The organism is Enterobacter cloacae complex sp. 394I7 (assembly GCF_057320345.1).
On record NZ_JBXWCR010000007.1, the window covers coordinates 1 to 23,171 of the forward strand.

The window sequence follows — 23,171 nt, forward strand, 5'->3', positions numbered from 1 at the left end:
TTGGGTTCAGAGTGTGGTGGAGCTAAGCGGGATCGAACCGCTGACCTCTTGCATGCCATGCAAGCGCTCTCCCAGCTGAGCTATAGCCCCATCGTAAAGCTGTCATGTTGACGGGCGGCATAATATGAATTCCGCTGCGGAGTGTCAACGGCAAAATCAATGACGGCGGTTCAATCGCCGAAAAATCATGCAAATGAATCACTTTGCGAGTCTGCTCGCAGTCATGAGTTAAGCCTGTCACATTTTCCTCTAAAACGGTGCTATAAAATGAGCCGTTAATTAACCCCACGAATATTCAGGAAATTGCATGATCAAGGAACGAATGACGCCAGAAGAGTTAGCCCTGCTCACTGGCTATAGCCGCCAGACCATCAATAAATGGGTACGCAAAGAGGGTTGGATTACATCGCCAAAACCAGGAGTCCAGGGCGGCAAAGCGCGTCTGGTGCACGTTAATGAAAAAGTGCGTGAGTTTATCCGCAGCGCGCGCCGGGCAAGTGAAACGGCTGAGATCCCAGAAAGTGCCAGCCATGATGGCTCGCTTCACTCCCTGCTCCTGACGCTGGCAAATGAAATGACGCCGGAAGAGCAAAGGCAGATGACATCACTGTTACTGCGGGAAGGGATTACCGGATTGTTGCAACGTTTAGGGATACGCGACCAGAACTGATATGAAAAGATTCCGTAGCAAAATGACCACCGAAGAGCTGGCAGAAAATTTGGGTGTTGCACGGCAAACGGTGAACCGCTGGATACGCCAGCAGGGATGGAAAACCGAGGGCGTCAATGGGGTGAAAGGCGGACGTGCACGGCTGATTCACATTGATGCCCGCGTGAAGGAGCACATCATGAGCCTCCCGGCTGTCCGTAACCGTCAGGCGGTGTACCATCTGGCGGAGGTGACATCGTTGTACAGTGACCCCTCCTCGACTCTGCGTCCTGGGATCATCGAGACGCTGGAGAATATGACGCACCTTGAGCAGGAGCGTCTGGATGCCTTACTGAAGCGTGAAGGGATACGCGGCTTTCTTGCACGTCTCGGCATTGCTGAATTTAATGCATAAAAAAACGGCAGGTCTCCCTGCCGTTTTTCATGGTTCAGGCGTTATTACTGCTGATTTTCGCGCTCAGTAATAAAATCCAGCGCCTTGTTAATGCGCGCTACGCTGCGTGATTTACCAATGGCATGAACGGTAACATCGAGTGCCGGAGACTGACCCGCACCGGTGACTGCCACACGCAGTGGCATACCCACTTTGCCCATACCAACTTCCAGCTCATCTGCCGTCGCCTGAATGGCATGATGCACATTCTCGGCAGTCCAGTCAGTCATCGCCGCCAGTTTGTCACGCACCACTTCGAGTGGCTGACGCGCAACCGGACGCAGGTGCTTCTTCGCCGCGTCCGCGTCGAACTCGTCAAACTCTTCATAGAAGTAGCGGCAGCTTTCAGCGATCTCTTTCAGCGTTTTGCAACGCTCGCCGAGCAGTTTCACCAGTTCCGCCAGTTCAGGGCCAGTACGAGTATCAATATTTGCCTGCTCGATGTGCCACTGCAGGTATGTCGCCACATATTCCGGCTGCATGGTATTGATGTAGTGGTGGTTCAGCCAGAGCAGCTTATCAGTGTTAAACGCGCTCGCAGATTTGCTCACCGCGCCCAGAGAGAACAGATTGATCATCTCTTCACGGCTAAAGATCTCCTGATCGCCGCTCGACCAGCCCAGACGCACCAGATAGTTCAGAAGCGCTTCCGGCAGATAGCCGTCGTCGCGATACTGCATGACGCTGACTGCACCGTGGCGTTTAGACAGTTTTTTGCCGTCGTCGCCATTGATCATGGACACGTGCGCATAGACCGGAACAGGGGCGTTCAGCGCTTTCAGGATGTTGATTTGACGTGGGGTGTTGTTGATATGGTCTTCGCCACGGATAACATGCGTGATTTCCATATCCCAGTCGTCAACCACAACGCAGAAGTTATAGGTTGGGGAACCGTCGGTGCGGCGGATGATCAGATCGTCCAGCTCCTGGTTGCTGAATTCGATCGGGCCACGGATCTGGTCGTCAAAAATTACCGAGCCGTCCTGCGGGTTAGCAAAACGCACCACGCACGGTTCATCAGCAGCATGCTCGCTATGGTCATGGCGGCAGCGGCCGTCATAACGCGGTTTTCCACCCTTCGCCATCTGATCTTCACGCAGCGCATCAAGGCGTTCTTTGGAGCAATAGCATTTATACGCTGTACCCGCGACCAGCATCTCATCAATCACGGCGTTGTAGCGGTCAAAACGTTTGGTCTGGAAATACGGGCCTTCGTCCCACTCCAGATTGAGCCAGTTCATACCATCCATAATGGCTTCAATTGCTTCCGGCGTGGAGCGCTCGAGATCGGTGTCTTCAATACGCAGTACGAACTCACCTTTGTTGTGGCGTGCAAAAAGCCAGGAATAGAGAGCGGTACGTGCACCACCGACGTGCAGATAGCCTGTCGGGCTCGGCGCGAAGCGAGTTTTGATTTTCATGAAATGGCCTTACGTTATAAAGATGCCGGCAATCGGCAAATCCTGGGAAAAAAACAATGGGCAATATTCTATCACTGTGGGGGGATTCCTCAATGTTGATCCCTTTATCGTGAGGGAGTTTGCGATTTTTGTTTAGAAATCATGCGTCATCGCCCGTTTCGCGATCGTTTTGTTTAATTTTACGACGAACGAATAAAAACTTTAGAAAATGCGTTGACTCATTTTCAACTCTCCCTATAATGCGACTCCACACAGCGGGGGTGATTAGCTCAGTTGGTAGAGCATCTCCTTTACACGGAGGGGGTCGGCGGTTCGAGCCCGTCATCACCCACCATCTACTTAAGTAGACTCGCAGTGTAGATAAGTATTGAGATTGGGCGATTAGCTCAGTTGGTAGAGCATCTCCTTTACACGGAGGGGGTCGGCGGTTCGAGCCCGTCATCGCCCACCATTCTCACCTTATCGCAGCAGTTCCGAAATGGGCGATTAGCTCAGTTGGTAGAGCATCTCCTTTACACGGAGGGGGTCGGCGGTTCGAGCCCGTCATCGCCCACCATTTCGGGTCGTTAGCTCAGTTGGTAGAGCAGTTGACTTTTAATCAATTGGTCGCAGGTTCGAATCCTGCACGACCCACCAATGTAAAAAAGCGCCCTAAAGGCGCTTTTTTACTATCTGCGGTATGGATGATTCGAACCTGCAGCAGGTCCGAGCCGAACGCAGTGAGGCAACGGAGCCGTTTACGGCGACGGCCCGAAGGGCGAGCGAAGCGAGTCATCCTGCACGATCCACCAATGCAAAAAAGCGCCCTAAAGGCGCTTTTTTGCTATCTGCGGTATAACATCACTCTTCCGTCAACGTTGCGATCAACGACTTAATCGCCGGTGTCGCCTGCTTCTCGTCATACACCACATACAAATCTGCCGGTATACGTACCTGTAATGGACGAAATACCACACCGGGCCACTGCATTTGCGCATAGCTGTCAGCAGCTAACGTAATCCCCATTCCCATGCTGATCATTGCCAGCACCGTCTGCGGTTCATCGGCTTCACGCACTATCATCGGTGAAAAACCGGCCTGCTGGCACACGCGCTGTAAGAACGACCAGTCAGAATGCGCAGACGGCATAGTAACAAAGTACTCATTCTGCAGTTCGGTGAGCGCAATTGCGCTTTCCCCCACCAGCCGGTGATCCTCCGGCAGCGCAACCAGAAATGCCGCATCCCGTAAGCGGATACTGGTAAATCCTGCAGTGGGCTCGGTTGCCATTCGCCAGATCCCGACATCCAGCTCCCGACGCTCCAGCAGCGCCATTTGCATTACCGGCGACTTTTCGCGAAAGACGACATCAACGTTCGGATGCTCTTTCAAAAATGTGCGCATGACCGTGCGCACTTCGCTCCACATGGCGGTACCAACAATGCCCAGCGCAATCCGCCCCGCCTCACCCCGTCCAATTTGTTCGACCCGCGCCAGTGCCTGGTTTGCGCTGGCAAGCAGTCGACGGGACTCTTCCATCAATACTTTACCCGCATGGGTCAAGGCGACGCTTCGTGAGTGGCGAATAAACAGTAAGGTACCGAGCTGACTTTCCAGCTCTTTTATATGCAGGCTCAACGGCGGCTGCGACATATTGAGACGGGCCGCAGCCCGTCCAAAATGAAGTTCCTCAGCGACGGCCAGAAAATAGCGCAGTAGCTTGAGGTCGGTTCGGTAGACGCGTTCCATCAACATATATCCTGGCGATAACACTTATGCTCCCACCTTAAAGCCTTTCACCGCCAGCCGGGAAAACTTTAATGCGCAACTGTGCGCAACTCGCTGTTTTTACTGGTGTGGAGATAGTTAAAGCTGAAATAAAACACCACGGCGAGCACCAACGCATACGCCGCAAATACCAGCCAGATGGTCTGCCAGTCTTTCACCCCATCCACGGAGAAATAATCTACCGCCGCGCCGCTCAATACCGATCCGAAATAAGCACCGATACCGTTAACGGTCGTCATAAACAGCCCTTGCGCGCTGGCGCGGATATCAGCGCTTACCTCCTGTTCGACAAACACCGAACCGGAGATGTTGAAGAAGTCGAACGCGCAACCGTAGACCAGCATTGACAGCATCAACAGCCCGACGCCTGTCGCGGAAGGATCGCCATACGCAAAGAGTCCAAACCGCAGCATCCAGGCCACCATGCTCATCAACATCACGGTTTTTATGCCAAAACGTCGGAGGAAGAAAGGAATGGTCAGGATGAACAGCACCTCTGACATCTGCGAGACGGAGAGCAAAATAGAAGGGTATTTAACGATAAAGCTTTCCGCATACGCCGGATTACGCGCAAAATCATGCAGAAAGGGGCTACCGAAAGTATTGGTGATTTGCAGCACGGTGCCCAGCAGCATCGCAAACAAAAAGAACACCGCCATTCGAGGCTGTTTAAACAGGACGAACGCATTCAGGCCAAGCTTGCTTGTCAGCGACGATGAGGTTTTATTCTTCGCCACCGGAATGGCCGGTAACGTCAGTGAATAGAGCGCCAGAACCAGCGACGCGGCAGCAGCAATGTAGAGTTGAATGTTGGTTAACTCTGCCCCCATCAGGCTTATGGCCCACATCGCCACAATGAAGCCTACCGTGCCATAGACCCGCACCGTTGGAAAATGGGTCACCGTGTCCAGCCCTGCCTGCTCAAGACAGGAGTAGGAAAGGGTATTCGATAGCGCAATGGTCGGCATAAAGGCCATGGCATTAACCAGCATGACCCAGAACATCAGCCCCGGTTCATTGACCTGCGCGGCATAGCAAAGCGCAACGGCACAGACGAGATGGCAAATCACGTATGCACGATCTGCCCGCAGCCACTTATCGGCAATAATGCCCACCAGCGAGGGCATCACGATCGCGGCAAGCCCCTTCGAGCTGTAGACCATACCCACGTCAGAGCCGGAAAAACCCAGGGTGTTAATCATGTAAGCGCCGAGAGTAACGAGCCAGCTTCCCCAGATAAAATATTGCATAAAGGACATCATCTTTAAGCGCGTCGTGATGTTCATACCCGATTCCTTATAGCAGAGTGGCCCTCACGGGCCACGATGTTGTTTCGCTCAGGCAAGCTGGCGCAGAAAACCGCAGATAAGATCGATGAAGTTCTGGCGAGAGAGTTCGGCGGCGGCAAGCGTTTGTTCATGCGACAGTTTTACATCGCTCAGACCTTCAGCAAGGTTGGTTATGGCCGAAACGGCGACCACCTTCAGGCCACAGTGGCGCGCCGAGATCACTTCCGGCACCACTGACATTCCCACCACATCTCCGCCGATGATCTGCATCATGCGGATCTCAGCCGCGGTTTCGAAGTTAGGGCCTGGATAAGAGACAAACACCCCTTCATGCAATGGAAAGCCCTTCTCGCTCGCCACGGTCTGCAGCAGGGCACGGCAATCTGCATCATAAGCATTGGCCAGCGAGAAAAAACGGTCGCCAAAACGGTCATCGTTCAGCCCGACCATCGGGGTACCCGGCAGGGTGTTGATGTGGTCGCTGAGGGCAACCAGGCTTCCCGGTTCAACCTCCGGACGTAATGAACCGGCGGCATTGGTACTGAACAGCAGTTCACAGCCCAGCAGTTTGAAGGTGCGGATTGCATCGGTCATGACGGCGATGCCGCGGCCCTCATAGAAGTGACCGCGCCCTTTCATACAGGCGACCGGAACACCGGCAAGATGCCCCAACACCAGCTCACCGGCGTGACCGTGAACGGTGCTCACCGGGAAGCCCGGCAGTTTTTCATAGCTCAGTACCACAGCATCAACAATCTGCTCGGCGAGCGCACCAAGACCTGAGCCGAGAATAAACGCAACCCGCGGAGTGAAATCAGGTTTAGCGGCACGAATGATGTCGGCAGAGAACCAGGGATTATTCGAGAGGGTCATAAAAGCTCCTTGAGAATTAAGATCGCGATATCACCGATCGCATGACCTTAGTCTTATATCTGGAGCCTGCGGGTTACCTCCAATACACTTTCTCTGCACCATCAATACTGATTTGGTATCAATACCTTTCCCTGCCAGATATGGCAGTTTTGCTCAAGCTAATTGCGTTGGCGCCGATACCTCTGTTTTACAGCGAGAGGAAAAAGTATGACGACCATTCAGGCTACAACCCAGCCCATTCAAACCAGCGGTGGCGGGAGTCGTTCTTCCGGCGGCAACGATATCGCTGCCCAGATCAGCCGTATCACTGACAAGATAACCAAGCTGACTCAACAGTTAAAAGAGGTTGCGAACGGTTCCGGCAGTGCGGAAGAGAAGAAGAAACAGCAAGAGCTTATCCAGGTGCAAATCAAAGTGCTGCAGGCACAGCTCGCACAGCTGCAGCGCCAGCAGGCGGAAGAAGCCCAGAAGAAACAAGAGCAAAGTCTGGTCAACGTGGAAGGTCCGAAGAACGCATCAGACAATCATCAAATAGACATCTACGTCTAACGCTCTGTTGAGTTAAACAGTGGATCGCGTATACGGGCCTCGGTTAATCGTTGCGCCTGGATACGCACCACTTCCCAGATAGCCTGCGCAGCCCCGGAGAGCGAACGGTTTTTTCGCCGTACCAGCATCAGTTTTCGCTCAATAGCAGGCGTCAGTCGCTTCACGACCAGACGGCTTCCCTGGGGCAAAGGGAGCGCCAGGGCGGGTAATACACTGATCCCTATGCCGGCCTCCACCATAGGAAACAGCGTTGCCGGATGTCCAATCTCCTGCACAATGGTCGCCTTAACGCCCTGCGTCACCAGCGCAGAATCAATCAGCGGACGGCTGCCCGAGGCATAATCCTGTAATACCAGGTTCGCTCCCCGCAGCGCCTGCCAGTGAACAGACGGCTGCGCGGCTAGCGGATCGTCGTCCCGGCAAAGCAACAGAAATGGCTCAGACAGCACAATTTCACATTCCAGGTCACTCACCTGACCGGGATCGATAACAATACCAAAATCCACATCACCCTGACGGATGCTCTCCAGCACCCACTGCTGCGGCCTGTCATGCAAAACAAAATCGATATCCGGATAGCGATGATTACCCTCTGCAATACATTGCGGGATAAGGTGCGCGGATATCGTCTGGCTGGCCGCAACCCGCACGGTACCCGACAGCTGCTGTCCCAGTCGACCTACATCTCTGAGCGTACTGTTGAGTTCGTCCAGCAGCCGTTCAAGGCGCTGAGCCAGCTGCTGTCCGGCTTCCGTGAGCACGACTTCACGCGTGGTGCGATCAAGCAGCCGGACACCCGTCTGGCTCTCCAGCTCTTTCACGCTGTGGCTTACCGCGGACTGGCTCAGGCCGATGATCTCCCCTGCCCGACTGAAGCTGCGGGCATGGGCTACGGTGACGAAAATGCGAAGCTGGCGTAAAGAATAATTCATCTGTTTAATTCATGAATGGATGCAATAAATCAATTTTATTTCTCAAACGGAAAAAGCACAATAGCGATATCTGTTTTCAGGAGTCATTATGAAACTATTTCGTATTCTTGATCCGTTTACGCTTACTCTGGTTGTCACGGTATTACTGGCCTCCTTCTTCCCCGCGCGGGGCGGGTTCGTTCCTTTTTTTGAAGGACTGACGACCGCGGCCATCGCGCTGTTGTTCTTTATGCACGGCGCAAAGCTCTCGCGCGAAGCCATTATTGCGGGGGGGAGCCACTGGCGACTGCACCTGTGGGTGATGTGCAGCACGTTCATCCTCTTCCCTGTACTCGGCGTACTGTTCGCATGGTGGGCGCCGGTGAATGTCGACCCGGCCCTTTATACCGGCTTCCTGTATCTGTGCATTCTGCCGGCCACCGTGCAGTCCGCTATCGCGTTTACCTCTCTGGCGGGCGGTAACGTCGCAGCCGCAGTCTGTTCAGCGTCGGCATCCAGCCTGTTAGGGATTTTCGTTTCGCCGCTGCTGGTGGGTCTGCTGATGAACATGCACGGCGCGGAAGGTAACCTGGAACAGGTAGGTAAAATCTGTCTGCAGCTGCTGTTGCCGTTTGTGCTGGGCCATCTCTCTCGTCCGTGGACGGGCGCGTTTGTTGCAAAGCACAAAAAATGGATCTCAAAAACCGACCAGTCGTCGATTCTGCTGGTGGTCTATTCGGCCTTCAGTGAAGCGGTTGTGAATGGCATCTGGCATAAGGTGGGCGCAGGCTCGCTGCTGTTTATCGTGGTGGTCAGCCTTGTTCTGCTGGCGATTGTGATTGGCGTAAACGTCTTTGTGGCCCGCAAGTGCGGCTTCAACAAAGCCGATGAAATTACCATTGTCTTCTGTGGCTCGAAGAAGAGCCTGGCGAACGGCATTCCTATGGCAAACATTCTCTTCCCGACCTCAATGATAGGGATGATGGTACTGCCACTGATGATTTTCCATCAGATCCAGCTGATGGTCTGCGCGGTGCTGGCACGTCGTTACAAACGCCAGACGGAAAAACAGGCGCAGGAAGAGACCCGCGCCGCGAAAGCTTAAGGACGTTTCAGGGGCTGAACCAACTGCGTCAGCCCCTCGGTTTTAATCAGTAACGTGATAGCCATCAGCTCACCCAGTCGTCCGGCCGGGAACCCATCTTTGCGGGCAAACCACAGCAAATAATCTTCCGGTAAATCAATCAGCCTGCGGCCTTTATATTTACCGAATGGCATCTCCGTGTTGGCGATCTCAACGAGCTGCTCTTTCTCCACGTTACTCTCCTAACAGGCGCATCATTTCCGCTTCGTCGATAACCTCAATGCCCAGCTCCTGAGCTTTAGCAAGCTTCGAACCGGCGGCTTCCCCGGCAATAACCAGGTCGGTTTTCTTCGACACGCTGCCTGCCACTTTTGCGCCCAGCGCAACCAGTTGCGCTTTAGCATCATCACGTGAAAGCTGGCTCAGGCTGCCGGTCAGCACGACCGTTTTGCCGGCAAACGGGCTGTCGATCTCGTCAGCGTTGACCACGACCGGAGCCGGCCATCTGATGCCCTCTTCCAGCAGCTTGCCGATCACTTCGCGATTGCTCTCTTCGGCAAAGAAGTTAAAGACATGCGTCGCGACGACAATCCCCACGTCCGGGACTCTCTGCAGCTCGTCAATACTCGCCTTCTCCAGGGCTTCCAGCGTACCGAAATACGCTGCCAGCCCCGCCGCCGTGGCTTCACCCACTTCGCGAATACCGAGCGCATAAAGGAATCGGGCAAAAGTCGTCTCTTTGGCAGCCTCCAGGGCATTAACCACATTCTGGGCCGACTTCGGTCCCATGCGATCAAGACCCGTGAGTTTACCCGCGGTCAGTTTGAAGAGATCTGCAGGCGTATGAACATATTCTTTCTCTACCAGCTGATCGATAATTTTGTCGCCCATTCCGTCGACGTCCATCGCCCGACGGGAAACGAAGTGCTTCAGTGACTCTTTACGTTGTGCCCCGCAGATTAAGCCACCCGTACAGCGAGCCACCGCTTCACCTTCAACGCGCTCAACGTCAGATCCGCATACCGGGCAATGCGTCGGGAACACGATAGCGCGCGTATCGTCAGGACGCTCTGACTCAACCACGTTCACCACCTGCGGGATAACATCGCCCGCGCGACGAATCACCACTTTGTCACCAATGCGCAGGCCGAGACGTTCAATTTCATCGGCATTATGCAGCGTGGCGTTACTCACCAGCACGCCGGCAACCTGCACCGGCTCCAGACGGGCAACCGGGGTAATTGCGCCCGTACGGCCCACCTGGAACTCCACGTCACGGACAAAGGTCATCTGCTCCTGCGCCGGGAATTTAAACGCCACTGCCCAGCGTGGCGCGCGCGCCACAAAGCCTAACTGCTCCTGCAGCGCAAGTGAGTTAACCTTGATAACCACACCATCAATATCAAAACCAAGCGTCGGGCGGTCTTCTTCCACTTTGTGGTAGAACGCCAGCACGGCTTCCGGGGAGTCGCACAGCTGAACACGGTTACTCACCGGCAGGCCCCACGCTTTAAACTGCAATAAACGTCCGAGATGGGTATCCGGCAGTTCACCGCCTTCCAGAATCCCGACGCCATAGCAGAAGAAAGTAAGCGGTCGCTTCGCAGTGATACGGGGATCAAGCTGGCGCAGGGAGCCTGCCGCCGCATTACGCGGGTTAGCAAACACTTTCCCGCCGGTACGGCGCGCCTCTTCGTTGATTTTCTCGAAGCCCGCCTGCGGGAGGAATACCTCACCGCGCACTTCCAGTCGGGCTGGAATATTATCCCCTTGCAGCTTCAGCGGGATCGCACGGATGGTGCGTACGTTGGTGGTAATGTCTTCACCCGTCGTACCATCACCCCGCGTCGCGGCACGCACCAGCACACCGTTTTCATAGAGAAGGCTGACCGCCAGACCATCCAGCTTCAACTCGCAGCACCAGGTCAGGGAGTCGCTGCTTTTGAGGCGATCCTGCACGCGCTTGTTAAACGCGAGGAAGCTCTCTTCATCAAAGACGTTATCCAGAGACAACATTGGGACTTCATGACGTACCTGACTGAAAGCACCCAGCGGCTCCGCGCCCACGCGCTGCGTGGGTGAGTCGGGCGTAATCAATTCCGGGTGCTGCGCCTCTAGCTCGCGCAGCTCGCGCATCAGACGGTCATACTCCGCATCCGGCACTTCCGGCGCGTCCATAACATGATAGAGGTATTCATGATGGCGAAGCGTGGTTCGCAGTTCAGTGAGTTGTTGTTCGATTGAGTCCATATCACACCATCAATGAGAAAAAACCCCCGACATGCGGGGGTTGAGGAGGAGTCGATGTAAACGCGATGATTACGCGTTGGCTTCCTTAACTTCGCGGATGCGGTCCTGATACTCGCGCAGTTTCTGCGGCGTCATCATACGACGCTGATCGTCGAGCACCACACCACCGACTTCGTCAGCAATGTGCTGTGCGGACTGCAGCATCAGCTTAAAGTTTTGCAGTTCATCACCGTAGGACGGCACCTGCATGAAGATAGTGACACCCGGCGTCACGAAATCACCGGTCATTTCCGGGTCAAAGGTGCCAGGGTTAACCATATTGGCCAGGCTAAACAGCGCCGGACCGCTACCGTCAGGACTCAGGTGACGATGGAAAATATTCATGTCGCCAAACTTGAAGCCTGCCTGTTGAATGCTGTTAAGCAGGACATCGCCATTCAGGTGGGTGCCATGATGCGCAGCCACGTTCATGATGATGACCGCTTCTTTACGCTGCGGTTTTTCAACAACCGGTTCTGGCTCAACTACGGGCTCTGGCTCAACGAGCGGGGCCGGCGCAGGCTGAGGTGCAGGCTGCACGTGAACAGGCTGCTGCGGTTGGTGTACCGGCTGTGCAGGCTGTTGTGGCGCGGGTTGCTGAACAGGCTGTGGCGCAGCAGGCTGCTGATGGACAGGCTGTTGCGGCGGCTGACGCACCGGCCCTTCTCCAGGCTGCGGCGCCTGCTGGCGCGGCTGTGCAGAAGCATACGGCGGTTGATACTGGTGCTGCGGAGGCTGACGAGGGGCTTCATGCTCCCCATGAGCCGCGCCGGGCGCAGTATTGACCCGATGAACACGAACTTCACCCACGCCGTCGTCGTCGCTTCCGTCGATGTCATTTTCACTGTCATCGTCATCACGACTGGACTTCATGCGCTTCAGTGGGCGATCGCGAAACATAGAGGAACGCTCTTTACGGCTGGTCCAGAAACCATGTACCAGTAAAGCGATTATGGCGATCGCGCCAACAATGATTAATATCAGACGCAAATCCTGCATCATTATATTCTCTGTTGTTCTAACACCTTGCCACCACGGCAAACATTTACTCACTAAGAGTATTTGCCGTTTACGTCAAGTGCAAGTGTGTGCAGAGCATTCACAGCATAAAGATGAACTAAATCGTGCTTTTTGCTGTTTTTTCGAACATTTCCGAACTGGTCATTGGTCTGTAAGTGGATAATATAGGCGGGCAATTCCACTGGTTGTGAAAAAAGGAGTACAGCCTGGTTATGGTTTCAACATCATCTTCTCCCCCGCGCAGCGGCGTCTGGTATTTTTCTCAGGGCTGGAAACTGGTCTCACTGCCGGGGATTCGTCGCTACGTCATTCTGCCGTTGCTGATTAACATTATCCTGATGGGCGGCGCGTTCTGGTGGCTGTTCACCAGACTGGAGAGCTGGATCCCTTCGCTGATGAGCCATGTGCCGGACTGGCTGCAGTGGCTGAACTACCTGCTCTGGCCGGTAGCGGTTATCTCCGTGCTGCTGGTGTTCGGCTACTTCTTCTCGACGATTGCAAACTGGATAGCTGCGCCGTTTAACGGCCTGCTGGCAGAACAGCTGGAAGCACGTCTTACCGGCGCAACGCCGCCTGATACGGGCATGCTGGGGATCATGAAAGATATCCCACGCATCATGAAGCGCGAATGGCAGAAGTTTGCCTGGTATCTTCCCCGCGCCATTGTGCTGCTTATCCTTTATTTTGTCCCTGGCGTCGGTCAGACGGTGGCCCCGGTGCTGTGGTTCCTGTTCAGCGCCTGGATGCTGGCAATCCAGTACTGCGATTATCCGTTCGATAACCACAAGGTGCCGTTCAAAACGATGCGCAGCGCCCTGCGCACGCAAAAAGTCGCGAATATGCAGTTCGGGGCGCTGACCAGTCTGTTCACCATGATCCCGGTGCTCAACCTGTTCATCATGCCGGTCGCCGTTTGCGGCGCAACGGCGATGTGGGTTGACTGCTACCGTGCTAAGCACGCGTTATGGAAGTAATGCAAAAATGTGTAAAAAGGGGGTGGCTTATGCCGCCCCTTATTCCATACTGATCCCCATTATTTCCTTGCAGTATATAGATATGCGAATTCCTTACTTCCCCCTACCTGTTCAACAGGTATGCTGGGACGGTATCCCAATTTCATACAGTTAAGGACAGGCCATGAGTAAGATTTATGAAGACAACTCGCTGACTATCGGTCATACGCCCCTGGTTCGACTGAACCGTATCGGTAATGGACGCATTCTGGCGAAGGTCGAATCACGTAACCCGAGCTTCAGCGTAAAGTGCCGTATCGGTGCAAATATGATTTGGGATGCTGAAAAACGTGGCGTGCTGAAGCCAGGCGTTGAGCTGGTTGAACCGACCAGCGGTAACACCGGTATCGCACTGGCCTATGTTGCGGCGGCGCGCGGTTATAAACTGACGCTGACCATGCCTGAAACCATGAGCATCGAACGTCGCAAACTGCTGAAAGCGCTGGGCGCGAATCTGGTGCTGACCGAAGGTGCCAAAGGCATGAAGGGTGCGATTCAGAAAGCAGAAGAGATTGTTGCCAGCGATCCGGCGAAATATCTGCTGCTGCAGCAGTTCAGCAACCCAGCGAACCCGGAAATTCACGAAAAAACCACCGGCCCGGAGATTTGGGAAGATACTGACGGTCAGGTTGATGTATTTATCTCCGGTGTAGGCACCGGCGGAACCCTGACTGGCGTGTCGCGCTATATAAAAGGCACAAAAGGTAAAAAAGACCTGATTACCGTTGCCGTGGAACCAACCGACTCGCCGGTGATCACCCAGGCGCTGTCGGGCGAAGAGATCAAACCTGGCCCACATAAAATTCAGGGGATCGGTGCCGGCTTCATTCCGGGCAACCTGGATCTGAAGCTTATTGATAAAGTGGTGACCATCACCAACGAAGAAGCTATCTCTACCGCACGTCGCCTGATGGACGAGGAAGGTATTCTGGCGGGCATCTCTTCCGGTGCTGCTGTTGCGGCAGCGCTCAAACTTCAGGAAGATGAGGCCTTTACCAATAAGAATATTGTGGTTATCCTGCCTTCATCGGGTGAGCGTTACTTGAGCACCGCACTGTTTGCCGATCTGTTCACTGAAAAAGAACTGCAACAGTAATGCCAGCATGTTAATAACGCGTAAAAAAGCACCTTTTTGGGTGCTTTTTTGTGGCCTGCTTCAAAGTTTTACCCCTCCTGGCATTGATTCACCCCGTTGGGTCTGGTATTTAAACCAGCAATTATTTTGATGCGTGAAATTAATCAGTGAACGAAATAGCCTTGCTGAATCGATTTTATGATTTGGTTCAAGTCTTGCTTTCGCTGCATAATGTTTAATGACGATCGAAACGTCAGCGCTAACAATACAGGCTAAAGTTAAGTCGCCAGGCTAGACTTTAGTTCCACAACACTAAACCTATAAGTTGGGGAAATACAATGTTCCAGCAAGAAGTTACCATTACCGCTCCGAACGGTCTGCACACCCGCCCTGCTGCTCAGTTTGTTAAAGAAGCGAAAGGCTTCACTTCTGAAATCACTGTGACTTCCAACGGCAAAAGCGCCAGCGCAAAAAGCCTGTTCAAACTGCAGACTCTGGGTCTGACTCAGGGTACCGTTGTCACCATCTCTGCTGAAGGTGAAGACGAGCAGAAAGCAGTTGAGCATCTGGTAAAACTGATGGCTGAGCTCGAGTAAGTTTCCGGGTTCTTTTAAATATCAGTCACAAGTAAGGTAGGGTTATGATTTCAGGCATTTTAGCATCCCCGGGTATCGCTTTCGGCAAAGCACTGCTGCTGAAAGAAGACGAGATCGTCATCGACCGGAAAAAAATTTCTGCCGACAAGGTTGATCAGGAAGTTGAACGTTTTCTGAGCGGTCGTGCCAAGGCATCTGCGCAACTGGAAGCAATCAAGACTAAAGCTGGCGAAACTTTCGGTGAAGAAAAAGAAGCCATCTTCGAAGGGCACATCATGCTGCTCGAAGATGAGGAGCTGGAGCAGGAAATCATAGCCCTGATTAAAGATAAAAGCATGACGGCAGACGCTGCTGCGCATGAAGTTATCGAAGGTCAGGCAACTGCCCTGGAAGAACTGGATGATGAATACCTGAAAGAGCGTGCGGCTGACGTACGTGACATCGGTAAGCGCCTGCTGCGCAACATCCTGGGTCTGGCCATTATCGACCTGAGCGCTATTCAGGATGAAGTCATCCTGGTTGCCGCCGATCTGACCCCGTCTGAAACCGCACAGTTGAACCTGAAAAAGGTCCTCGGTTTCATCACTGACGCGGGCGGCCGTACCTCCCACACCTCTATCATGGCGCGTTCTCTGGAACTGCCTGCCATTGTGGGTACCGGTAGCGTCACCTCTCAGGTTAAAAACGACGATTATCTGATTCTGGATGCCGTAAACAACGTGGTTTACGTCAACCCAACTAACGAAGAGATCGAAAAACTGCGCGCGGTTCAGGAGCAGGTTGCGACTGAAAAAGCGGAACTCGCTAAGCTGAAAGACCTGCCAGCCATCACTCTGGACGGTCATCAGGTTGAAGTGTGCGCAAACATCGGTACCGTACGTGACGTCGATGGCGCTGAGCGCAACGGCGCGGAAGGTGTGGGTCTCTATCGTACTGAATTCCTGTTCATGGATCGTGACGCGCTGCCAACTGAAGAAGAACAGTTTGCTGCGTACAAAGCTGTGGCTGAAGCGTGTGGCTCTCAGGCGGTTATCGTCCGTACCATGGATATCGGTGGCGACAAAGAGCTGCCGTACATGAACTTCCCGAAAGAAGAGAACCCGTTCCTGGGCTGGCGTGCGATTCGTATCGCGATGGATCGTAAAGAGATCCTGCGCGATCAGGTTCGCGCTATCCTGCGTGCGTCTGCTTTCGGTAAACTGCGCATCATGTTCCCGATGATCATCTCTGTTGAAGAAGTGCGTGCACTGAAGAAAGAGATCGAAATCTACAAACAGGAACTGCGCGACGAAGGTAAAGCATTTGACGAGTCAATTGAGATCGGCGTGATGGTGGAAACACCTGCGGCGGCGACCATTGCACGTCATTTAGCCAAAGAAGTTGATTTCTTTAGTATCGGTACCAATGATTTAACGCAGTACACCCTGGCAGTTGACCGTGGTAATGATATGATTTCACATCTCTACCAGCCAATGTCACCGTCCGTACTGAACTTGATCAAGCAAGTTATTGATGCTTCTCATGCAGAAGGTAAATGGACTGGCATGTGTGGTGAGCTTGCAGGCGACGAACGTGCTACACTTCTGTTGCTGGGTATGGGTCTGGACGAATTCTCTATGAGCGCCATTTCCATCCCGCGCATTAAGAAGATTATCCGTAACACGAACTTCGAAGATGCGAAGGTGTTAGCAGAGCAGGCTCTTGCTCAACCGACAACGGACGAGTTAATGACGCTGGTTAACAAGTTCATTGAAGAAAAAACAATCTGCTAATCCACGAGATGCGGCCCAAATTACTGCTTAGGAGAAGATCATGGGTTTGTTCGATAAACTGAAATCTCTGGTTTCTGATGATAAGAAAGACTCCGGAACTATTGAGATTGTTGCTCCGCTCTCCGGCGAGATCGTCAACATCGAAGACGTGCCGGATGTAGTGTTTGCTGAGAAAATCGTTGGTGATGGCATTGCTATCAAACCAACTGGCAACAAAATGGTTGCTCCAGTTGACGGCACCATCGGTAAAATTTTTGAAACCAACCATGCGTTCTCTATCGAATCTGATAGCGGTATCGAACTGTTCGTTCACTTCGGTATCGACACCGTTGAACTGAAAGGCGAAGGCTTCAAACGTATCGCGGAAGAAGGCCAGCGTGTTAAAGTTGGCGACCCGGTCATTGAATTCGATCTGCCACTGCTGGAAGAAAAAGCCAAGTCTACCCTGACGCCGGTTGTTATCTCCAACATGGACGAAATCAAAGAACTGATCAAACTGTCTGGCAGCGTCACCGTGGGTGAAACCCCGGTTATCCGCATCAAGAAGTAATTCTTGCCGCACAGAAAAATGGCGCCTTCGGGCGCCATTTTTGTTTATGCGGGCAGGATAAGCTCGTCGTAGCCTTTCGACTGCGTATAAATCATCACATCTGTGACGCGGTCTCCTGCCATGCGAATCGCATCGGCAACGGTTTTGCCCTCAACGATCCCGCTCACCAGCTCTGAACAGAAGAGGTCGCCCGTGCCTTTCAGGTCCGTTTCAACACGCGGATGCGCACTGACGGTCACACCGTCTCGGGTAACCAGCACCACGTGAATATTCTCCGGATCGTCCGCCACCGGCGCACTGGTGATGGCCACCCATTTCAGCGTGTCGGAAAGTAACCCCTGCGCTGCCGCTATGGCACTTTCAGGCGTACGACACGGTTTACCGCTTAGCACTTCCAGCTCAAAGACGTTAGGCGTGATCCCCTGCGCCAGTGGCAGCAGGTACTCCCGATACGCCTCAGGGATATCAGGTTTCACATATATCCCACTGTCAATATCGCCAATAACGGGGTCAACCAACACCAGCAGGTCAGGATGCTGCGCTTTGATCGTGGTGAGCCACTGCGCCAGGCATTTTATCTGGCTGGCGCTGCCCATGTAGCCCGTGGTAACGGCTTTAAGCTCGCGCAGGATTTCGCGCTCTTCCAGCGCCTTAAGATACCCGCTGAACCACTCATCGGGGATCACGCCACCGTAAAAGGTATCGTAATGCGGCGTGTTGCTGAACAGCACGGTCGGCACGGCGGTGACGGTCAGCCGGTGGGTACGAATGTTCGGCACCGCAATGCTGTTCCCCACGCTGCCGTAAACCACCTGCGACTGTACCGCGACAATATCGGTTTGCTGCGCCCGGGTGTTATCCCGGAATAAAATCATCTCCATGACGCTTAAATCCCCGCCCCCTGCGTATAACTCTCTTCACCAAAGACGCCGGTAGAAAGATAGCGATCGCCGCGGTCGCAGATAATCGCCACCACGACAGCCCCGGGATGTGCCTGCGCAACACGCAATGCTCCCGCTACCGCGCCACCCGAGCTGACCCCGCAGAAGATACCTTCACGCACGGCCAGTTCACGCATCGTATTCTCCGCCTCGCGTTGATGAATATCCAGCACCTGATCCACCAGCTGGGCGTTATAAATGCCCGGCATGTATTCCGCCGGCCAGCGGCGAATACCCGGTATGCTGCTCCCCTCTTCCGGCTGCAGACCCACAATCGTTACCGCCTTTTTCTGCTCGCGCAGAAAACGGGATACGCCGGTAATGGTCCCTGTCGTGCCCATGCTGGAGACGAAGTGAGTGATGCGCCCGTTGGTCTGCTGCCAGATTTCCGGACCGGTAGTGGTGTAGTGAGCGTATGGGTTATCCGGGTTATTAAACTGATCGAGCAGTTTGCCTTCACCGCGTTCGGCCATGGCTAGCGCCAGGTCGCGCGCCCCTTCCATCCCCTCTTCTTTAGAGACCAGAATCAGTTCGGCACCATAGGCACGCATCGCCGCACGGCGCTCCTGGCTCATGTTATCGGGCATCAGCAACGTCATGCGATAGCCTTTCAGCGCGGCAATCATCGCCAGCGCAATACCGGTGTTACCGCTGGTGGCTTCAATCAGCACGTCGCCGGGCTGAATTTCACCGCGTTTTTCGGCCTGCACAATCATGGAGAGCGCAGCCCGGTCCTTCACCGAACCGGCAGGGTTATTGCCTTCGAGTTTGACCCAGATTTCGCTGCCGTTGTCCGGCCCCATGCGCTGAAGTTTGACCAGAGGGGTGTTGCCGATGGTGTGTTCTAATGTGTTCAAGATCGCTGTCCAATAAAAAGCCCGGTGGCGCGCAGCGCTCCGGGCATACGGAGATCATATTCCAGACCGGCTAAGCGCAGCGCCTCCGGCCAAACTACGTGTCATTAACCTATCAGGCTGACTCCGCCAGAGCAATATCCTCGCGCGTCTCTATGCGCTCATTGCCATGATAAATACGGGCATGCTGCAGCCCAACAAACAGGCGTTCGCCCCGGTACGGCGGCTCGTCATCACGCATCACTACCGTCAGCGGCTCGGTATACCAGCCCAGCGGCTGTACCACCAATTGGGTGTAGTGCCCTTTAGGGCTAGCTTCCAGCACCTGCACCGGCAGCGGTGAATCCAGACTCGTCCGGCGGCTCACGTCCACTTCCCAGGGACGCAGGAACAGATCGACCGGCCCCTGATGTGCGGAGGTGTATCCCAGCGGCCAGCGGTGTGCGCCCACGTGGAATTGCCCACCGCGGATGGTGCCCTGCAGCCGGTTAACTTCGCCCATAAACTCGAGGACAAATCGGGTCGCCGGTTCACGCCAGAGCTGCTCTGGCTCATCAACCTGCTCGATGTTCCCCTGACTCATCACCACCACGCGGTCCGCGACTTCCATCGCCTCTTCCTGATCGTGGGTGACGAAGACGCTGGTGAACTTCAGCTCTTCATGCAGCTGACGCAGCCAGCGGCGTAACTCTTTACGCACCTGCGCATCCAGCGCGCCAAACGGCTCATCCAGCAGCAGAATTTGCGGCTCAACGGCCAGGGCCCGCGCCAGCGCGACGCGCTGCTTCTGGCCGCCAGAAAGCTGCGCCGGGAAGCGGTCAGCCAGATGCGCAAGCTGTACCATCTCCAGCAGTTTGGTCACTTTCGCTTTGATGGTGGCCGCATCCGGACGCTCGCGGCGAGGCAGCACGGTCAGACCGAAAGCGATGTTATCGAACACGGTCATATGGCGGAACAGCGCGTAATGCTGGAACACAAAGCCCACTTTTCGGTCGCGGGCGTGCAAACGGCTTACGTCGGTACCGTGAAAACGAATATGTCCGCTGGTCTGATGCTCAAGCCCGGCGATAATGCGCAGCAGCGTGGTTTTACCCGAGCCAGACGGCCCGAGCAGTGCCACCATTTGTCCGGAAGGGATATCCAGCGAGATATCATTCAGCACCTGGGTGCGACCAAAAGACTTCTTAATATTGGCAATCTCAATGCTCATGATTTCCCTCCTGGTGCTGACGTTTTTCCTGGTTCTCTAAACGCCACTGCACCACACTCTTCAAAAACAGGGTCAAAATCGCCATCAGCGTCAGTAACGCTGCGGCAGTAAAGGAACCGACGGTGTTGTAGTCCTGTTCCAGTAATTCAATCTGTAACGGTAACGACAGCGTTTCGCCGCGGATGGAGCCCGAGACGACCGAAACTGCACCGAACTCGCCAATGGCGCGGGCATTGGTCAGCACGACGCCGTAGAGCAGCGCCCAGCGAATATTCGGCAGCGTCACGCGGCGGAACATCTGCCAGCCGGATGCGCCCAGCAGAATTGCCGCTTCATCTTCGTTGCTGCCCTGGCTTAACATCACCGGGACCAGTTCACGCACCACAAACGGACAGGTTACAAACACCGTGACCAGCACCATGCCCGGCCAGGCGAACATGACCTGCAGGTTATGTTCATCCAGCCAGCCGCCCAGCGGGCCGTTAGAGCCGTAGAAGAGCAGATACACCAGACCGGCCACTACCGGCGACACGGCAAACGGGATATCCAGCAGGGTCAGCAGCAGCTGACGTCCCGGGAAGTTAAAGCGCGTGACCAGCCAGGCCAGCAGCGTACCGAACACCAGGTTGACCGGCACCGTGATAAGCGCAATCAGTACGGTCAGCCAGATGGCGTGCAGCATATCCGGGTTCGCCAGGTTTTCCAGCGCGGGCATCAACCCCTTGCTGAACGCCTGAACAAAAATATAAATCGTCGGCACGACGAGAATGAAGGCGGACACCAGCACGCCCGTACCAATCAGAAACCATTTTCCCCAGTTGATACGGGGAGCGTCGTATCGCTTCAATTGAGTAACTTCCGCCATCAGTGACCTACCACGCGTCGACCAAAGCGACTTTGCAGAGTGTTAATTGAGTAGAGCAGCAGCAGCGATGCGGCAAGAATGACCGAGGCAATCGCGCTCGCCGCCGGATAATCAAACTCCTGCAAGCGGATAAAAATCATCAGCGAGGTGACTTCGGTTTTCCACGCAATGTTCCCGGCAATGAAAATAACCGCGCCGAACTCACCGAGGCTACGGGTAAACGACAGCGCGATACCGGCCAGCAGCGCCGGAGAAAGCTCAGGCAGGACGACCTTGCGGAAGCTCTGCCAGCGCGTGGCACCCAGCGTTTCCGCCGCTTCTTCGTATTCAGGACCTAACTCTTCGAGCACTGGCTGCACGGTGCGTACAACAAAAGGAATGCTGGTAAAGGCCATCGCGACCGCGATACCGAGCCAGGTATAGGTCACTTTGATATCAAGTTTTGCCAGCCACTCACCGTAAAACCCGTTCACGGAAAAGAGCGAGGCGAGGGTTAACCCCGCCACCGCCGTCGGCAGCGCAAACGGCAGGTCCATTAACGCGTCGAGCAGCGTACGGCCCGGGAAACGGTAGCGGGTTAAGATCCACGCCATCAGCAGGCCAAAGGCCCCGTTAAAAATGGACGCCACAAACGCCGACAGCAGCGTCACCTTATAGGCTGCGACGACCTGCGGGTTGGTTATCACTTCCCAGTACTGCGCCCAGCTCATTTGCGCAAGCTGCATCACCAGCGCGCTGAGCGGTAACAATAAGATCAGGCAGACGAACAGCAGGCTGGTCCCGAGGCTTAAGGTAAAGCCCGGCAGCACGCGTCTGGTAGAGACTGCAAACATTACTTACGCCCCGCCGCCAGCAATTTGTCTAACTCACCGCCGCTGGCAAAATGCGTTTTCATGACATCAGGCCAGGAGCCGAAATGGTCTTCCACGCGGAACAGCTCGGTCTGCGGGAATTTATCCTTCAGTTTGTTCATCACATCCGGGTTATTCACGCGGTAGTAGTAATCGGTAATGATCGTCTGCGCCTGTGGGCTGTACAGGTAGTTGAGGTAAGCTTTTGCCGCTTTCTCTGTGCCGTTGGACTGCACGTTTTTATCTACCCACGCTACCGGGAACTCGGCGAGGATATTGGTTTTCGGGATAACGACCTCGAAACCCTGCGCCTCGTACTGTTTGCGGATATTATTCACTTCCGACTCAAAGCTGATCAGCACATCGCCCAGGCCGCGCTCTGCAAAGGTCGTGGTCGCGCCGCGACCGCCGGTATCAAACACCTCGACGTTTTTCAGGAACTGGGTCATGAACTGCTCGGTTTTCGCTTTATCGTTACCGTCAGCTTTGTCCGCCGCGCCCCACGCTGCCAGATAGGTATAGCGCGCGTTACCGGAGGTTTTTGGATTCGGGAAAATCAGCTTCACGTCGGAACGCACCAGGTCATTCCAGTCGTGGATATTTTTCGGGTTGCCCTTACGCACCAGGAAACCCATGGTGGAATAGAACGGCGAGCTGTTGTTCGGCAAACGACTCTGCCAGTCAGCGGCGATCAGTTTGCCTTTGTCGTGCAGGATCTGCACGTCAGTGACCTGGTTATAGGTCACCACATCCGCTTTCAGCCCCTGGAGAATGGCCAGCGCCTGCTTGGACGACCCTGCGTGTGACTGTTTAATGGTCAGCTTGTCGCCGTTGTTGTCTTTCGCCCACTGCTGTTCAAACGGTGGGTTAAGGGCGGCAAACAGCTCGCGGGAAACATCATACGAACTGTTCAGCAGCTCAGTAGCCTGCGCCTGTGCCACCAGCAGCAAACCTGCCAGTGCCAGCGATCCTTTTTTCAGTACAGTAACGGCCATTGCGCACCCTTATAAATGTGATGACTATCTTATAGTCATAATATTTATAACGAGGACGAAAGGAGTAACGGTTTTATATACCGTTTGGTGATTTACAAGCAGAAAAGAGAATAAGGGTGCAGCCCGTCGTGGTCCGCACCCCA

23 protein-coding genes, 5 tRNA genes and 1 other RNA gene are annotated in these 23,171 nt (G+C 54.4%); 14 read left to right on the forward strand and 15 right to left on the reverse strand.

Annotation, left to right across the window (positions count from 1 at the left end):
• Positions 1-14 precede the first annotated feature (14 nt).
• Positions 15-90: transfer RNA gene (locus AC2FAP_RS19400), tRNA-Ala, on the reverse strand.
• 217 nt (positions 91-307) lie between these two features.
• Between AC2FAP_RS19400 and AC2FAP_RS19405 the strand changes: the two genes are divergently transcribed.
• Together AC2FAP_RS19405 and AC2FAP_RS19410 are read left to right on the forward strand one after the other, a co-directional pair.
• Positions 308-670 carry a YfeC-like transcriptional regulator gene (locus tag AC2FAP_RS19405; protein ID WP_032680532.1) on the forward strand — a complete coding sequence of 121 codons (363 nt, stop codon included), beginning with the start codon at positions 308-310 and terminating at the stop codon, positions 668-670.
• Between the two features lies 1 nt (position 671).
• Complete coding sequence (locus AC2FAP_RS19410; protein WP_014171073.1) at positions 672-1,064, forward strand: YfeC-like transcriptional regulator; 393 nt, start codon at positions 672-674, stop codon at positions 1,062-1,064.
• Between the two features lie 44 nt (positions 1,065-1,108).
• Here the strand turns inward: AC2FAP_RS19410 and gltX are convergent, their stop codons facing one another.
• Positions 1,109-2,524 (reverse strand): glutamate--tRNA ligase, encoded by a 1,416-nt coding sequence (gene gltX / locus AC2FAP_RS19415; RefSeq protein WP_485453007.1) that lies wholly within the window; start codon positions 2,522-2,524, stop codon positions 1,109-1,111.
• A 258-nt stretch (positions 2,525-2,782) separates the two neighbouring features.
• Between gltX and AC2FAP_RS19420 the strand changes: the two genes are divergently transcribed.
• From AC2FAP_RS19420 to AC2FAP_RS19440, 5 genes are all read left to right on the forward strand, one after another.
• Positions 2,783-2,858 (forward strand) — tRNA-Val (locus AC2FAP_RS19420).
• Positions 2,859-2,899: 41 nt separating this feature from the next.
• A tRNA-Val gene (locus AC2FAP_RS19425) sits at positions 2,900-2,975 on the forward strand.
• Positions 2,976-3,004: 29 nt separating this feature from the next.
• A tRNA-Val gene (locus tag AC2FAP_RS19430) sits at positions 3,005-3,080 on the forward strand.
• Between the two features lie 4 nt (positions 3,081-3,084).
• Positions 3,085-3,160: transfer RNA gene (locus tag AC2FAP_RS19435), tRNA-Lys, on the forward strand.
• Between the two features lie 27 nt (positions 3,161-3,187).
• Positions 3,188-3,315: non-coding RNA, RtT sRNA (locus AC2FAP_RS19440), on the forward strand.
• A 49-nt stretch (positions 3,316-3,364) separates the two neighbouring features.
• On the opposite strand, the gene AC2FAP_RS19445 is transcribed toward AC2FAP_RS19440, so the two are convergent.
• From AC2FAP_RS19445 to xapA, 3 genes are all read right to left on the reverse strand, one after another.
• On the reverse strand, positions 3,365-4,252 hold the full coding sequence (locus AC2FAP_RS19445; RefSeq protein ID WP_020883096.1) for a LysR family transcriptional regulator: 888 nt from the start codon (positions 4,250-4,252) through the stop codon (positions 3,365-3,367).
• A 68-nt stretch (positions 4,253-4,320) separates the two neighbouring features.
• Entirely contained in the window at positions 4,321-5,577 is a 1,257-nt protein-coding gene (locus AC2FAP_RS19450) for a nucleoside permease (RefSeq protein WP_449541438.1), read from the reverse strand.
• 51 nt (positions 5,578-5,628) lie between these two features.
• Positions 5,629-6,453 carry a xanthosine phosphorylase gene (xapA, locus tag AC2FAP_RS19455; protein WP_014171078.1) on the reverse strand — a complete coding sequence of 275 codons (825 nt, stop codon included), beginning with the start codon at positions 6,451-6,453 and terminating at the stop codon, positions 5,629-5,631.
• Between the two features lie 207 nt (positions 6,454-6,660).
• Here xapA and AC2FAP_RS19460 point away from each other — a divergent pair, with 207 nt between their 5' ends.
• A complete protein-coding gene (locus AC2FAP_RS19460; protein ID WP_020883093.1) occupies positions 6,661-7,002 on the forward strand; it encodes a FlxA-like family protein in 342 nt (113 codons plus the stop codon).
• On the opposite strand, the gene AC2FAP_RS19465 is transcribed toward AC2FAP_RS19460, so the two are convergent.
• Positions 6,999-7,934, reverse strand: a complete 936-nt coding sequence (locus tag AC2FAP_RS19465) for a LysR family transcriptional regulator (RefSeq protein WP_449541439.1) — start codon at positions 7,932-7,934, stop codon at positions 6,999-7,001. The two genes, AC2FAP_RS19460 and AC2FAP_RS19465, sit on opposite strands and share 4 nt — an antisense overlap.
• A gap of 88 nt (positions 7,935-8,022) precedes the next feature.
• Here AC2FAP_RS19465 and AC2FAP_RS19470 point away from each other — a divergent pair, with 88 nt between their 5' ends.
• Positions 8,023-9,018: a bile acid:sodium symporter family protein gene (locus AC2FAP_RS19470; protein WP_014171081.1), complete on the forward strand. Its 996-nt coding sequence runs from the start codon at positions 8,023-8,025 to the stop codon at positions 9,016-9,018.
• Here AC2FAP_RS19470 and AC2FAP_RS19475 read toward each other — a convergent pair.
• The 3 genes from AC2FAP_RS19475 to zipA form a co-directional block, all read right to left on the reverse strand.
• Positions 9,015-9,230 (reverse strand): DUF3820 family protein, encoded by a 216-nt coding sequence (locus tag AC2FAP_RS19475; RefSeq protein WP_014171082.1) that lies wholly within the window; start codon positions 9,228-9,230, stop codon positions 9,015-9,017. The two genes, AC2FAP_RS19470 and AC2FAP_RS19475, sit on opposite strands and share 4 nt — an antisense overlap.
• A gap of 1 nt (position 9,231) precedes the next feature.
• A complete protein-coding gene (gene ligA / locus AC2FAP_RS19480; protein WP_449541440.1) occupies positions 9,232-11,247 on the reverse strand; it encodes an NAD-dependent DNA ligase LigA in 2,016 nt (671 codons plus the stop codon).
• A gap of 69 nt (positions 11,248-11,316) precedes the next feature.
• Positions 11,317-12,288 carry a cell division protein ZipA gene (zipA, locus tag AC2FAP_RS19485; RefSeq protein ID WP_449541441.1) on the reverse strand — a complete coding sequence of 324 codons (972 nt, stop codon included), beginning with the start codon at positions 12,286-12,288 and terminating at the stop codon, positions 11,317-11,319.
• Between the two features lie 230 nt (positions 12,289-12,518).
• Here zipA and cysZ point away from each other — a divergent pair, with 230 nt between their 5' ends.
• The 5 genes from cysZ (at position 12,519) to crr (ending at position 17,312) form a co-directional block, all read left to right on the forward strand.
• Positions 12,519-13,280: a sulfate transporter CysZ gene (gene cysZ / locus AC2FAP_RS19490; protein ID WP_014171085.1), complete on the forward strand. Its 762-nt coding sequence runs from the start codon at positions 12,519-12,521 to the stop codon at positions 13,278-13,280.
• Between the two features lie 163 nt (positions 13,281-13,443).
• Positions 13,444-14,415, forward strand: a complete 972-nt coding sequence (gene cysK, locus AC2FAP_RS19495) for a cysteine synthase A (protein WP_049023280.1) — start codon at positions 13,444-13,446, stop codon at positions 14,413-14,415.
• Between the two features lie 317 nt (positions 14,416-14,732).
• A complete protein-coding gene (gene ptsH / locus AC2FAP_RS19500; RefSeq protein ID WP_000487600.1) occupies positions 14,733-14,990 on the forward strand; it encodes a phosphocarrier protein Hpr in 258 nt (85 codons plus the stop codon).
• A gap of 44 nt (positions 14,991-15,034) precedes the next feature.
• Positions 15,035-16,762: a phosphoenolpyruvate-protein phosphotransferase PtsI gene (gene ptsI, locus AC2FAP_RS19505; RefSeq protein ID WP_014171087.1), complete on the forward strand. Its 1,728-nt coding sequence runs from the start codon at positions 15,035-15,037 to the stop codon at positions 16,760-16,762.
• A 40-nt stretch (positions 16,763-16,802) separates the two neighbouring features.
• Positions 16,803-17,312 carry a PTS glucose transporter subunit IIA gene (gene crr / locus AC2FAP_RS19510; RefSeq protein WP_003861316.1) on the forward strand — a complete coding sequence of 170 codons (510 nt, stop codon included), beginning with the start codon at positions 16,803-16,805 and terminating at the stop codon, positions 17,310-17,312.
• A 44-nt stretch (positions 17,313-17,356) separates the two neighbouring features.
• Here the strand turns inward: crr and pdxK are convergent, their stop codons facing one another.
• The 6 genes from pdxK to cysP form a co-directional block, all read right to left on the reverse strand.
• Positions 17,357-18,193 carry a pyridoxine/pyridoxal/pyridoxamine kinase gene (pdxK, locus tag AC2FAP_RS19515; protein WP_449541442.1) on the reverse strand — a complete coding sequence of 279 codons (837 nt, stop codon included), beginning with the start codon at positions 18,191-18,193 and terminating at the stop codon, positions 17,357-17,359.
• Between the two features lie 5 nt (positions 18,194-18,198).
• Positions 18,199-19,110 (reverse strand): cysteine synthase CysM, encoded by a 912-nt coding sequence (gene cysM, locus AC2FAP_RS19520; protein WP_449541443.1) that lies wholly within the window; start codon positions 19,108-19,110, stop codon positions 18,199-18,201.
• A 112-nt stretch (positions 19,111-19,222) separates the two neighbouring features.
• Entirely contained in the window at positions 19,223-20,317 is a 1,095-nt protein-coding gene (cysA, locus tag AC2FAP_RS19525; RefSeq protein ID WP_014171090.1) for a sulfate/thiosulfate ABC transporter ATP-binding protein CysA, read from the reverse strand.
• Positions 20,307-21,182, reverse strand: coding sequence for a sulfate/thiosulfate ABC transporter permease CysW (gene cysW, locus AC2FAP_RS19530; RefSeq protein ID WP_020883085.1), 876 nt, complete (start codon positions 21,180-21,182; stop codon positions 20,307-20,309). The genes cysA and cysW overlap by 11 nt, the downstream gene beginning before the upstream one ends.
• Positions 21,182-22,015 carry a sulfate/thiosulfate ABC transporter permease CysT gene (gene cysT / locus AC2FAP_RS19535; RefSeq protein ID WP_020883084.1) on the reverse strand — a complete coding sequence of 278 codons (834 nt, stop codon included), beginning with the start codon at positions 22,013-22,015 and terminating at the stop codon, positions 21,182-21,184. The genes cysW and cysT overlap by 1 nt, the downstream gene beginning before the upstream one ends.
• Positions 22,015-23,028 (reverse strand): thiosulfate/sulfate ABC transporter substrate-binding protein CysP, encoded by a 1,014-nt coding sequence (cysP, locus tag AC2FAP_RS19540; protein WP_014171093.1) that lies wholly within the window; start codon positions 23,026-23,028, stop codon positions 22,015-22,017. The genes cysT and cysP overlap by 1 nt, the downstream gene beginning before the upstream one ends.
• Between the last annotated feature and the right edge of the window lie 143 nt (positions 23,029-23,171).